This window comes from Mucilaginibacter phyllosphaerae (assembly GCF_004378255.1).
Taxonomy (GTDB): domain Bacteria; phylum Bacteroidota; class Bacteroidia; order Sphingobacteriales; family Sphingobacteriaceae; genus Mucilaginibacter; species Mucilaginibacter phyllosphaerae.
The window spans coordinates 21,046-34,008 of record NZ_SNQG01000008.1; the positions used below are offsets into that span (position 1 = coordinate 21,046).

Consider the following 12,963-nt stretch of genomic DNA (forward strand, 5'->3'; position numbering starts at 1 on the left):
TTATGATTTACAAAATAATTTAACGCCGGGCATCCTGTAAATTCTTTAATTCTAAAATTCTGATTCAGGCAATAAACGCATCTATGGCCTCCACGGCCTTTTGATACCGGTCATTGCCGGTGCCGGATATGGTGACGTAGTTAGCTTTTAAGGCTTGTAGCTCCTGGTGCCATACATGCATAAAATGCTCGCGTTTGTGGGGGAAATCGCGCAGCGGGTCGTCCTGCCAGGGCAGGTCGATATCTAATAACAGGTACAGATCATAGGGGTGTTTGGGCAACTCATCCAGCACCTGCTGCGGGGCTTTGCCAAAGATCTCCTCGCTCCAGATCTTTACCGTGATAAAGGTGGTATCGCAGATGAGGAGATTGCTGGCTTGCGGCAATAGTTCGGCCTCTGAAGCGAGTTGCCCGTAAAACATATTGATCTCATCTTGCCAGGTGGGTGGTTCGGTTAGTTTTTCGCAGTAGCCGCGGGCATACTCCGGCACCCAAACAGTTTGGTAGTGCCTGGCCAAAAAAGCCGACATGGTTGATTTGCCGGTAGATTCCGGGCCAACAACGGCGATCTTTATAAGTTCGGGTTTCGGGTTTCGGGTTTCAGATTCAGTCATTAACTCTTGTTTCCTGGTTCTAAATTTGTGCTTCTTTTAAAAGGTCTTTTTTCCAGTCGATATATCCCATCAGGGCTATGGCCACATAAACGGCATACATGCCGGCGGTAAGGTGCAGGCCTTTAAATAAATAAACGCCTACGTATATCACATCCACAAAGATCCATATCAACCAGTTCTCTAACACCTTGCGGGCCAGAAAAACCTGGGCCACCAGGCTGCAGGCGGCGCAAAAGCTATCTATATATGGGTACGAGGCCGTGGTATATTTAAGTACCGACCCTAATATAAATGTAGCGATAACTATTGCAGCTGCAGATAACATAATTGCTTTTGGGCTGATACGCGTTACGGGTGTTTTGTTTTCGTTGGCGGGTTTATGGCTCCAGTAATACCAGCCATAAATATTCATGGCTAAAAAGTAAACCTGCAGGCCCATATCGGCAAACAGGTGTGCCTCAAAAAAAATGAAGATATAAATGGTTACGCTAACAATGGCGAACGGCCAGTTCCAGATGTTGTTTTTAGCCGCCAGGTACACACACAGCAAGCCGGTGATAACGCCGGTTAACTCTTGCCAGGTTTGGTGCTGCCACCATTCTTGCAGGGTGTGGATGATTTGCATGGCGTAAATATAATACCATTACTAATAGGAATGGCGGGTACAAAAACTACAAAACCCCATATTGCTATGAGGTTTTATCAGGGTGCTCTCCTTTTAAGAGGGCACAATATTGAGGGCTACCAGATCTTTACGCGCTTATCCGGGTCTAACCACATCTTATCGCCTTTTTTAACGCCGAAAGCTTCATAAAACTCTGGTACATCGCTAAACGGGCCATTTACCCGCATAAACCTTGGCGAATGCACATCTGTAAGCACCTGGTTAGCTAACGATTCCTTCCTGTCGTGCCCAAGCCAGCCTAAGGCATAACCTAAAAAGTAGCGCTGCACAGGCGTCAGGCCGTTTATGGTTTTACCTTCTTTATACTGTTTTGTTTTTTTGAAGGCATCCAGGCCTATCACTACGCCGCCCAGGTCGGCAATGTTTTCGCCAAGGGTGGCCTTGCCGTTAATATGCAGGTCGTTCACTTTGTAGCCATTAAACTGTTTTACCAGCATATCTGCGCGCTGGGCAAACTTTGCCGAATCCTGTGCAGACCACCACGGTTTAAGGTTGCCTTTCTCATCGTACTGGCGGCCCTGGTCGTCAAAACCGTGGGTAATTTCGTGCCCGATGGTAGATGCTGCACCGTAGCCGTAAACAACGGCATCGTCAATTTTTTCATCTAAGGTACCGGGCACCATAAATATTGCGGCAGGCAGTACAATCTCGTTGTTAGACGGGTTGTAGTAAGCGTTATAGGTTTGCGGTGTCATCCCCCACTCGGTGCGGTCTACCGGTTTGCCCAGTTTGGCTGCGTTAAACTTACGGTCGAACCTGCTGCTGTTAATAATGTTCTGTACAAACTTGTTCTTGTCGATATCCAGGCCCGAGTAATCCCGCCAATGATCCGGGAAACCTACCTTTGGATACACCTTTGCCAGTTTTTCGTAAGCGCGTTTTTTGGTTTCGGGGCTCATCCAGTCCAGTTTTTCAATATGGTCTTTAAATGATGCGCGTACGGCTTCCACCATATCCTCATACCTTTTTTTGGTAGGCTCGGGGAAGTATTCTTTCACAAAGATCTGCCCCAGCACTTCGCCCATTACATCTTCTTCAATATCCAGTATGCGTTTCCAGCGTGGCAGCTGCTCTGTTTTACCAGAGATAACGGTGCCATAAAACCTGAAGCTTTCATCAGCCGCAGCCTTATGCAGGTATGGGCTAAATTCATTCAACAGGTTTTTGCGCAGGTAGTTTTTCCAATCGTTAATGCTGAATTTGTTAAGGGCGGTGTTTACGGCGCGTAAATACTCGGGCTGGCCAATAATAACGGTATCAACATTTTTGTAGTAGCTGTTATCAAATGTAGTTTTCCAGTTAATAAGCGGTGCCAGTTTGGTTACCCCTGCAATACCCATTTTATTGTAGTTATGATAAGGGTCGCGCAGGTCTTCCAGCGTGCGTGAGCTGTCTGCCAGGAATTTCTCTAAGGCGTAGGTTTTTTCGGCTGCTGTTTTTGCAGCCGCATCGTCATTGCCTAAAAATTTGAATAGTGCAGGTAAATGCTTTTGCCGGTAATCATTACGTACTTTGGTTGTGTGTTCATCGGTTTTATAATAATAATCGCGGTTGGGCAACCCGATGCCCGATTGCGAAAGCTGCATGATGATTTTTTCGCTGTAACGATCATCCTGCCCGGCATAAATGGCTATCGGGTTTTTTACACCGATAGTAAGCAGGTTGGTAAACTCGGCAACCAGGCCGTTTACATCCTTAACAGCGTCTATTTTGGCTAATTCATCTTTCAAGGGTGATAGGCCCAGTTTTTCTATGGTAACGGTATCCATGCCGCTATAATAAAAGTCGCCTATTTTTTGAGTGTTGCTGCCTTTAGGCGCGCCGGCTTTTACAGCATCCTCATTTATCTTTAACATTTTGTTGCGCAGGTCTTCCTGCACCAGGTTAAAAATGCTCCATGATGAGTAAGCCGCCGGGATAGGGTTGTTTTTAAGCCAGGCACCATTGGCATATTGAAAAAAGTCATCGCCGGGCTTTGCGCTTTTATCAATGTTTTTGATCAGCACATCATTTTGGGCATAGGCTTTATCCTTGTCTTTACAGGCGCTTAACAGGGTAATGCCAACTGTTAATGCCGATACTGCGCGTATAGTGTTTCTTTTTATGCTCATTTTTTGTAGTTTGTATAAAATATCATACAGGGTGTGTATGGAAAAACAGAATGTTATCATTTTCTGTACACTGGTTTTTGATAATTTTGTTTAAAAATGAGGTTTAGCGATGGTTAATCCAAAGAATTATAAAATTTTTTATATAAAATCAAAAGCACGGGTTTTTACGTGGTATTGATTTCGCAAAAACGAAATTCTGCTATCACTATATTTTATAATTGCTTAATTATCACTTTAAAAGTGGCATTCCAAGTATTTCTTTTAAAGAAACCCGGTGTTTGCCGAATTCTTTTGGGATAGTTGAGAAGGGGGCCGGTGTAAAAAAAGCATTGCATTTTACATTTATGGCTTACGTTTTGTTAAAACATAAACAGCCCTGCAAACATCTTTGAAAACATATCATCTACCTATGAAAAACTTTCAGATTGTTTAAAGGCTTAAATTGAATTCTCAGTAGCCCAAGTTGAGATGTATATGTTCTTTTTTTTGGGTTTAATCAATAGTTTAAATTAATTAGGGGAAAAGGGAGCTTCAAAAGAGCTCTCTTTTTTTGTGCCTTAATTTTTGTTTTGCAGCGCCTGGTTTAAGCGAAAGCAGATCTGCCAAAAATTTGATCAATATGATGAAAATAAGAAAGCCTTTAATCTTTCGACTAAAGGCTTTTGCTTCATTTTAGGTAGCGGAGCAGGACTAAATCCGAACTATTTAATGGGATGTTTAAACACCTTAGCGGCTATTTAAAGATGGAGAGGAGTATTTCCTCAATTGTCAACGAAATTGCATTACTAAAGTAGCATACCTTTTTAATTGCACATTTAGCATGATACAACGATCATAGTGAATGTTAGCAAAATTACTGCTAACTGTTGCCATTCAAAAGAGTTAATGTCTTTTAAAAATCTAAGTCAATATCAGATGGGTCAATTTCGTGAGCATCTTCATCGTCGGGCGAATCATTGTCTTGTTGATGCTTATAAAAATAAGCTAGGATTTTTTCATCCTCAGTTTCTACTTCTCCATGTTTGTCATAAATGCTAAATATACCGTTTGGATATTCGGAAACCTCCGCTGCTACGATATCTTCTTCTGATTCTGGATCATAAAATTTTATATCGTATAAGACCTCAACGCCCATTTGCCTGTCAGTGTCTATAGAAGAAACTTCGACTTCACATAAATACTTATCTCCGTTATAGATTGCTATAATTCCTTCCGCCCATTCTCTGATAGGGCGGATGATATTATTAAAATATTTTTCAAACTCGTCAATGTTTTCGAATGCCACTTCATTGTTGTAAAAATCAAGCGTATGCTGATGCATCTTATTATTTAACTCAGCTACAATACTTTCTTTGACCACTACAGTAAGAATGGATTGCGGCAACACAAAATAAAATTGATAGGAATCTTTAAATACCTCCATTTTTAATCTAGAGATATAGTCAACATACTTGCCACCTAAGGAAAGGATGTTTGCCGCTATTTTAGCTGCTTTTTCAGACGGTTTCATGATTTCTTTTAATTAAAAGTTCGTCATCACCCCATGTTAATATAGAAAACGCACCAGTTGGCTCAATAATAATTTTATGAGCTTTTGAACGGGCAACAATAGCACCATTTTTTTCTCTTTTGTATATTGTCTTCCTGAATCGCATACATACGTCCTTTAGTTTGCAACCCTGGATTTAACTCCTGTATTACTCCTGAATGGCAATCTTCAACCGCTTTAATAGTCTCGTTAATTAAAAGCAGTGTATCATTAGCTTTTTGAGGTATAGGATTAATCGATAATGTATGAAAGAAACACTTTAGACGCTCGTATATGCTAAGCTTTGTTCCACATTCGGGAATCGGTGGAATAGGAATGCTATCTAGTAATGCTTTTTGTGACAAGGGTGATAATTAATAATATTGCTCTAATATATAGAAAAGCCACAAGAGACATTGGCATTAATCAGAAAATATATTAATACCGATTTAAGGCTCGAGGTCAGTATTATCGCGGCATCCACTAAATCCCAAAATCTACCAATAGGATTAAACTTCAACCATTTATTTCAGAACTTAAAGATATAGCTACTATTATGAGATTTGGGGGAAGCTCTTTCACGGTTCGAGGTTAAAAAACTCCAATAGTATAAGCAAAGAAAACTTTTAGTTAAACGGATAATTTTAAAATATCTTTAGAAAATTTTAATTACTCGTTTAATAGATAGTTATGAATAAAGCAGAAATGACATGGAACAATTGTTTTTCAGCAAGAAGATATGGAATGGGCAATGATGAAAAGGGAATAAGAACTGAATATGAGCGGGACTGGGATAGGATAATTTTTTCTAGCCCTTTTAGGAGACTGCAAAACAAAACACAAGTTTTCCCTTTGCCCGAAGAGGTTTTTGTTCATAATAGGCTAACTCATTCGCTTGAAGTCGCTAGTGTAGGACGGTCATTAGGAAAGATAATAGGTAAGCATTTGGCCGACCTTCCCACACACTGGTCGCAGTTTGTAACTGCGACCTAAAATAATGTAAGCTTTCAGCTTACACCTTACTCAAAGTAACTGACTATATAGATGGGTTCATTTATACCACGGCAGGCGTGGGCGCAGCCCAGCTGGATTACTTTGGCATGTCGGAGGGCAGGGTTAAGGAACACGGGCGGGGCAACGGTTACCCTAAAACAGGAGTTTATCATTACCGACCACCAGGGTAACGCCCGCATTAGCTTTGAGGACAGCGGCACGGGCACAGCCAAAGTAGTGCAGGAGAACAGCTATTACGCCTACGGCATGAGCATGACCAGCACGATGGCCTTGCCAACCGCGCCGAACAAGAACCTGTATAACGGCGGTTCTGAATGGCAGAACGACTTTGCCGACTAGCCCGACTGGCAGCAAACGTTCTACCGTAACTATGACCAGGCATTGGGCCGTTTCCTGGCCGTTGACCCCACGGCTGAGGCTACCGAGGACATGAGCGTTTACCAGTACGGGAATAATAACCCGGTGGCGTTTAATGATCCCTTGGGGAATTTATCAAAAAAAGAGATAGAATCATTTGGCCCGTTGAAGTATGTGGGTGGCTTATCAAGCGCCTTTTGGATGAAAACCTATGCAAGCGAACAGGAATGGGGTTATGCGCAAGATTTTTTTGAACGTGCAGCAGCAATTGCAGGTGCCACGTCTATATACAATCCTGATAAAGCAGCTTCTGCCAATAACTTATCGTTCGATCAATTAGGAGCATTCCTTGAGACTGTTGGGGCTCACGGATTTAATGGAGATGGCGCTTTTAAATATGGATATCAAACAGGGGGTTTGGTATTTGATGCAGAAAGCTTTTATTCTAATTATTTAAACCCTGACACAATTGCAATAGTGCCTTTAATTACTGGTACTAAGGATACTTTGAATGTAGGAAATCATAAAATATTGCCTATATTTTCAAAACAAATGATTAGCTTAGTACGCCATTTAATGAAATGAATACACCTTATCTTATACTATTCCGTAAAGCTAAAGCTTTTACCCTTACAGAGATACTGGTAGTGCTTTGTATCGTTGGTATTTTAGTTTTCCTGATCCTTCCAAACCTTCTACCCTTGATCACTAAAGCAAAAAGTGTGGAGGCGAAAACCAATCTCGCCCATGTGCAGCTTCTGGAACAAAGCTACTTTTATGAACATTCTAAATACAGTAAGGACCTGGTAGAACTGGGCTTTATTCAGGAAAAACTGGTAACAGACGATAAAGATGGCCGCGCAAATTACCGTGTCGAAATTACAAATGTAACCACTACCACTTTTACCGCAAGAGCTACTTCCGTTACCGATTTTGATGGTGACGGCGTGTTCAATGTCTGGGAGATCAACCAGGATAAAACGATTAAAGAAGTTACCCCGGATTAAAGTGTTGTTGCCGCTGCTGAATTTTTTAATCGTCGCCTGTCTCTGGACCGTGTTTATGCAGGACATCCGTTTCAGGGCGGTAAGCTGGCTTTTTTTTCCGGTACTTGCCCTATTATACATTGCCCACGGAATAGTTAGCGGGATTTATTTAAAAGAAGTTTTGTTTAATACTGCGCTTAACATTGCCTTTTTACTGGTAGTATTTACCGTAGTTTGGCTATATATATCACTCAGGCAGCGCAGGCTTATTTATCTTCCGGATAAACTGATCGGTTGGGGTGATATCCTCTTTCTTTTGTGTATCTGTTTTTTTTTTACGCTTTTGAATTTCATTTTATTCTATATCACCAGTTTGTTTATCATCATTGTGCTTTGGCTGATATGGGTCAGCTTGAGGCCGGGAACAGCCTACAGGCACGTACCACTTGCCGGCTTACAGGCATTGATCCTGTCCGTTTTTTTAATCATCGATTGGTCGAACAGATCAATCGATCTGACCAGTGATAACTGGTTGCTTTTTTTAATTGGCGGGTAATGGCGGCGGAAGAAGATATCATTTTACTAACCGAAAACCTGCACTGGTTGAAAAAGGAGGCTGCATGGCACTATCGAGTGTTGCCCTGCAGCCGATCTGATCATCAGCTGACGCTTTATTGTGAGGAGGGCGCAGACCAGGAAAGCCTGTCTGCAGAACTGGAGACGTTGCTTGGGTATGAGGTGCTCTTAAAACCGATTCATGCTTCTCGTATAACAGTACTTTTATCCAAGTATTATTTAAAACAACCAGCGGGGCGCGAGAAGGCTGTCGCTCCCGGGCACCATAACGCAGACGATTTCTTAAAAGACCTGATCCGTGAAGCGAAAAACCTGAAAAGCAGCGATATTCACATTGAAAGTTATGAAAATAAATGCCGCGTTAGGATCCGTGTAGACGGGATGATGGTTGAACGTTATTTATTAAAAAAAGATGAATATCCGGAACTGATCAATAAGATCAAAATCATTGCCAATCTGGATATTTCTGAAAAACGTTTACCGCAGGATGGCCGTGTTAACTTCGATGAAAAAGATGCAAAATTTGATATCCGGGTATCAATCCTGCCGACGCTTTACGGGGAAAAAGTGGTATTGAGGCTTTTAAATAATGACGCCACAGATATTGACCTGCGTACCCTGGGTTTTTCTGAGTTTGACCTGAATAACTATTTACAGGGGATCAAACGTCCTAACGGATTGTTGCTGATCAGCGGGCCGACAGGTTCCGGTAAAACCACCACTTTGTATGCCTCTCTTAAAGAACTTAATAAAGAGACCCGGAATATCCTGACCATCGAAGACCCGGTGGAATATACCCTGGAAGGCATCAACCAGGTCGCGCTCAAAGAATCTATCGGACTTACCTTTCCCGCGGCATTACGCACATTTTTACGGCAGGACCCGGATGTGATTATGGTGGGGGAGATCAGGGATCCCGAAACGGCTCAGATGGCCATCAGGGCTGCGCTTACCGGTCACCTGGTGCTGTCTACCATTCACACCAATTCCGCCTGGGGGACGGTATCCCGCCTGATTGATATGGGCATCCCGTCTTTTCAGGTAGCCAGTACGCTGAATACTACTGTGGCACAGCGCCTGATCAGGTTATTGTGTCCGAACTGTAAAGAAAAAGCTTTGATGGTTGACGACGCGTTTCCCAAACAATTTACGCCGCCCGTGCAGTTAACTCATCATTATGTTTCAAAAGGTTGCGAGCATTGCCACTATACGGGATATAAGGGTAGAAAGGCGGTTTATGAAGTTATTCCCATCGATCGGGAACTGGCACTTGAAATTAAAAACGGGAATATGTATATTCAGGACCTGTTAAAAGAGAAGGGCGTGGAAACGCTTTCGGAAAATGCATTTGATCTGTTTAAAGAAGGCCTGACCTCTATTGAAGAGATTTACCCTTTGTTATTTAACTATTGATATTGTATGTATAAAACTTTTACCCGGTCAGTGCTGATCGCTTTCCTGTACCTTGTGCCTTTTTGTTCGAAGGCACAGCAGGTGGACAGGATCGGGGTTATCCAGCAAAACCTGCAGAACCTTTCCGCTAAAGTTCCGGGACTCAATCAAAAAGTACGGCTAATGGTGACCGGCGTTTCCATTAAAGATTATCTGAATGCGCTTTCCCAATCCAGCAACTTAAGTATCAGCAGTGATCCGGGCTTGAATTTTCCGGTATTTGATACGTTTAACGATGTTTCGGCATCTAACATCCTGTTATTGCTGGCCAAAAAATACAATCTTGACCTCACTATTGTCGGTAACATCATTTATGTAACGCCTTATCAGGACCCCAACCAGTTACTGAAACCTGCTGTAAAAGAACTTAAAATACAATATTCGCGACTGGACAATACCTTATCCCTTGATCTGGCTAACGATAGCCTCGTGGCGGTCTCCCGTAAGATAACACAATTGTCAGGCATCAATGTCGTGGTGCCTGTACAGATGCAGGGTAAAATGGTCAGCGGGTTTATTGCGGCTGCCCAGTTTGATAAGGCCCTGGGCAGCCTTGCTTTTACCAACGGCATCAAAGTAACTAAAACAGATGATGGTTTTTACCTGTTCCAAACGCTGGAAGAGAACGAAGAAGTTTATGTGAACGGGGATAAAAGGACTTCGGTACGGAAGAATTTCAGACCCCAGGCCCCGGGGAACAGCGGGGGTGCGTCGGGTATTTTCAGCAGGATGGTGGGCGGCCAGAAACTGCTCTCGGCAGATGCTGTTAACGCGCCGATAGCTGACCTGGTTAAATACGCTTCCCAGGAAACCAATAAGAGTTATTCTATTTACTCTGACCTGAAGGGTACCATCACGTTACATGTCAACGATATCACATATGAAACCTTCCTGACACTGTTATTCAAAAGTACAGATTATACTTTTCATGCGGAGGAAGGGATTTATATTATCGGCGACCGGAAACTGGAGGGGTTGAGGGCGTTCAAGCCGATACATGTTCAGAACAGGTCGATTGATACGATCATCAACATGATTCCTGCCGAATGGAAACGCGGTATTGAGATCAAAGAATTCAGGGAACAAAACACGCTATTATTATCAGGTTCCGGCGCGCAGATTAAAGAGGTGGAGGATTTTATCAAACGTCTTGATGTACTGGTGCCTGTGGTGACCATAGAAGTGATGATGATCGATATCCACAATTCCAGAACCGTCTCGACCGGGATCAGCGCCGGGATCTCGGATAGTGTCAGGACAGGCGGAACGGTGCTTCCCGGAATCAATTATACTTTTGGCGCAAAGTCGATCAATAGCTTTCTGAATAGTATCAGCAGGTCCACCTCGGTTAATCTGGGACATGTCACACCAAACTTCTACCTCAGCTTGCAGGCGCTGGAAGCAAATGAAAATGTAAATATTCGCTCTGTTCCTAAACTATCGGCTATGAATGGACACCCGGCTACCTTCAGTATTGGTAAGAAGGCCTATTACAGGAACAGGACCCAAAATGTAATTCCATCACTCGGTAATCCCAGTTCTATTTTTACAGATAATTACCAGGAAGTTAAAGCTGATCTCTCCATTAAGGTCGACGCGGTGGTTTCAGGAGATGACGAGGTGACCCTTAAAATAAAAGTGAGCATGGCGGACTTCACCTCGATCCCCAGTGACGGTTCCCCGCCTCCTCAGGCCATTAGTGAGTTTGAAACCAGTTTACGGGTACATAACGAAGATATGATCATGCTCGGCGGCATTGAAAGAACCGAGAACAGCGAAAGTGGTTCAGGTATCCCGTTTCTATCCAGGATACCGGTTTTGAAATGGATATTTAGCAGCCGGAGCCGCACAAATGCCAAAGTGGTAACCGTGCTTTTTATAAAACCTATCGTGAAGCGTTAAGATGGCACTTGCAAAGTTCATTCATATCGGTCAGTGCATTGGCATTAGCATCCGTTTATCAGCCAATGGTGGGCTCTCGGCTGACGCATGTCAGGTAATTCGGCGGGAAGGCAAGCTGGATATCAACCAGCAAATACCTGCATGCACATCTCTTAACGAGCTTTTTAAATTACTCCCTGCAAAATCAATTATAGCCCTGAACATAACCGGGAGAGGCGTTGTGAACAAACAGGAGGAAACGGCCGGATCTGCTGACACTGTTGAATTTGATAGGATAATGCCCGGCGCAAACCCGGATGATTTTTTTATGCAGCGTTTCGTTTCCGGCAATAATATATTCTCATCTGTGATCAGGAGATCCGAAGCAGATAAGCTGCTTGATGCATGCGCGTCGGCGGGTTTCAAACCGGTAATGCTTTCCCTGGGGCCATTTCCCGCAGATGTGATCTTAAACCAGTTAAATAATTACGGGGAAGACCTTGTTTTTAATGGGCATCGGATCAGCTATAACGAGCACCAGGAATGGTTGTCTTATGGGTATAAACCGGATATGACAGCGCAATTCCCTATTAAAGCAGATATGGAAACACTATTGGAGAGGATGATCTTACCATACGCCGCGGCGTTTCAGGTCATATTGACCAAGAAAGTTGAACCGGTGTGTGCGGAAGTACCCCTGTTGCGGTCCAATTTAACCGGATTGTTGGATGCTATAAAACTAAAAATAACCGGGGCTATGATCCTGGCCATATTTTTTGTTTTACTCGCTGTGAATACCGTCCTGTTTTCATGGCTTTTTACCGATAATGACCGGCTGTCAGCACAATTAAGCCGGTCCTCGCGGGATACGGAGGGTATCCGGGAAATTGAAGAACGCGTAAGCCGGGATGAAATCCTCCTGAAGGAACTCGGATGGGACGGGGGAATAAATAAAAGTATGCTGATTGATAAAGTGGCCGCTTTATTACCCGAAGGCATTACCTGGAAAGAGGTGAACATCAACCCGGTCGATCCGCAGAGAAGCAGGCAGGATAAAGTAGTACGCTTTGCTGACCGCAGACTTAGCATCAGCGGTAACGCGGCGGCGGTATTGGATGTTAATGAATGGATCGCCAGGGTCAAAACGATGGCCTGGGTTAAGAATGCAAGGCTGGAAAGTTATACGTATAATAACGAACTGAATACAGGCCAGTTCAAAATATTGCTGGAGTATTGATATGTGGGATAAATTAACGGTAAAGAAAGAATATCTTTTAACAGCAGGCGTATTTGTATTGCTGCTGATCAGTTATCAGCTGGCTTTCAAAAAAACGATCGCTTTATGGACGGTACACAAAGAACTGCAAAAAAATTTAAGCCTTGCTGGTGATGTGTCTGTACAGCCGGGTTACTTGAAACGAAAGGGCCATAACCTTGAAAGCATATCGCAGTTGTATAAGGCAGATTCTGCGACATTCCGGAACAGTATTATCAGTACGGTGTCAATAACCGCGTCAAAAGAAAATGTGAGGTTGCTGGAAGTCCCGGCTGAAGACCCATTTTACAAAACGGACAAGTTTAGCATTCAAAAACTGGTTTTCCAGGGCGATTACTTCGCGCTGCTCAAGACCCTGCAGAAATTGCAGCAAAGCAGTCAGATAGGTGTGATCCGGTCGGCCGCTATAAAACTCCCGGAAAAGGGGCGTACCGGTGACCTCAAAATGCCTGTGCTGGAAGTGTTGTTCTTGTCTGCCCGATAA

General features: G+C 43.3%; 12 protein-coding genes and 2 pseudogenes. 9 read left to right on the top strand and 5 right to left on the bottom strand.

The genetic code is table 11. From position 1 onward, the window contains the following. Positions 1 to 64 precede the first annotated feature (64 nt). The 5 genes from E2R65_RS18530 to E2R65_RS18550 form a co-directional block, all read right to left on the bottom strand. Positions 65 to 613: an AAA family ATPase gene (locus tag E2R65_RS18530; protein ID WP_134337992.1), complete on the bottom strand. Its 549-nt coding sequence runs from the start codon at positions 611 to 613 to the stop codon at positions 65 to 67. Between the two features lie 19 nt (positions 614 to 632). After that, positions 633 to 1,238: a nicotinamide riboside transporter PnuC gene (gene pnuC, locus E2R65_RS18535; RefSeq protein ID WP_134337993.1), complete on the bottom strand. Its 606-nt coding sequence runs from the start codon at positions 1,236 to 1,238 to the stop codon at positions 633 to 635. Between the two features lie 116 nt (positions 1,239 to 1,354). Continuing rightward, positions 1,355 to 3,409: a M13 family metallopeptidase gene (locus E2R65_RS18540; protein WP_134337994.1), complete on the bottom strand. Its 2,055-nt coding sequence runs from the start codon at positions 3,407 to 3,409 to the stop codon at positions 1,355 to 1,357. A gap of 892 nt (positions 3,410 to 4,301) precedes the next feature. Beyond that, positions 4,302 to 4,919, bottom strand: coding sequence for a hypothetical protein (locus E2R65_RS18545; RefSeq protein WP_134337995.1), 618 nt, complete (start codon positions 4,917 to 4,919; stop codon positions 4,302 to 4,304). Positions 4,920 to 4,993: 74 nt separating this feature from the next. Next, entirely contained in the window at positions 4,994 to 5,302 is a 309-nt protein-coding gene (locus E2R65_RS18550; RefSeq protein ID WP_134337996.1) for a hypothetical protein, read from the bottom strand. Positions 5,303 to 5,642: 340 nt separating this feature from the next. Between E2R65_RS18550 and E2R65_RS18555 the strand changes: the two are divergent. From E2R65_RS18555 to E2R65_RS18595, 9 genes and pseudogenes are all read left to right on the top strand, one after another. After that, positions 5,643 to 5,870, top strand: a pseudogene (locus E2R65_RS18555) (deoxyguanosinetriphosphate triphosphohydrolase); the annotation flags it as partial. Between the two features lie 111 nt (positions 5,871 to 5,981). Further along, positions 5,982 to 6,290 carry a hypothetical protein gene (locus tag E2R65_RS18560; protein ID WP_134337997.1) on the top strand — a complete coding sequence of 103 codons (309 nt, stop codon included), beginning with the start codon at positions 5,982 to 5,984 and terminating at the stop codon, positions 6,288 to 6,290. 27 nt (positions 6,291 to 6,317) lie between these two features. Beyond that, positions 6,318 to 6,893 (top strand): annotated as a pseudogene (locus tag E2R65_RS18565) (RHS repeat-associated core domain-containing protein); the annotation flags it as partial. Further along, positions 6,890 to 7,315 carry a type IV pilin protein gene (locus E2R65_RS18570; RefSeq protein WP_134337999.1) on the top strand — a complete coding sequence of 142 codons (426 nt, stop codon included), beginning with the start codon at positions 6,890 to 6,892 and terminating at the stop codon, positions 7,313 to 7,315. The pseudogene E2R65_RS18565 and the gene E2R65_RS18570, both read left to right, overlap by 4 nt. A gap of 55 nt (positions 7,316 to 7,370) precedes the next feature. Further along, positions 7,371 to 7,850: a hypothetical protein gene (locus E2R65_RS18575; protein ID WP_134338000.1), complete on the top strand. Its 480-nt coding sequence runs from the start codon at positions 7,371 to 7,373 to the stop codon at positions 7,848 to 7,850. Then, positions 7,850 to 9,283, top strand: coding sequence for a GspE/PulE family protein (locus E2R65_RS18580; RefSeq protein ID WP_134338001.1), 1,434 nt, complete (start codon positions 7,850 to 7,852; stop codon positions 9,281 to 9,283). The genes E2R65_RS18575 and E2R65_RS18580 overlap by 1 nt, the downstream gene beginning before the upstream one ends. A 6-nt stretch (positions 9,284 to 9,289) precedes the next feature. Next, entirely contained in the window at positions 9,290 to 11,224 is a 1,935-nt protein-coding gene (locus tag E2R65_RS18585) for a type II secretion system protein GspD (protein ID WP_221229894.1), read from the top strand. 1 nt (position 11,225) lies between these two features. Next, on the top strand, positions 11,226 to 12,440 hold the full coding sequence (locus tag E2R65_RS18590; RefSeq protein WP_134338002.1) for a hypothetical protein: 1,215 nt from the start codon (positions 11,226 to 11,228) through the stop codon (positions 12,438 to 12,440). Position 12,441: 1 nt separating this feature from the next. Further along, complete coding sequence (locus tag E2R65_RS18595; protein ID WP_134338003.1) at positions 12,442 to 12,963, top strand: hypothetical protein; 522 nt, start codon at positions 12,442 to 12,444, stop codon at positions 12,961 to 12,963.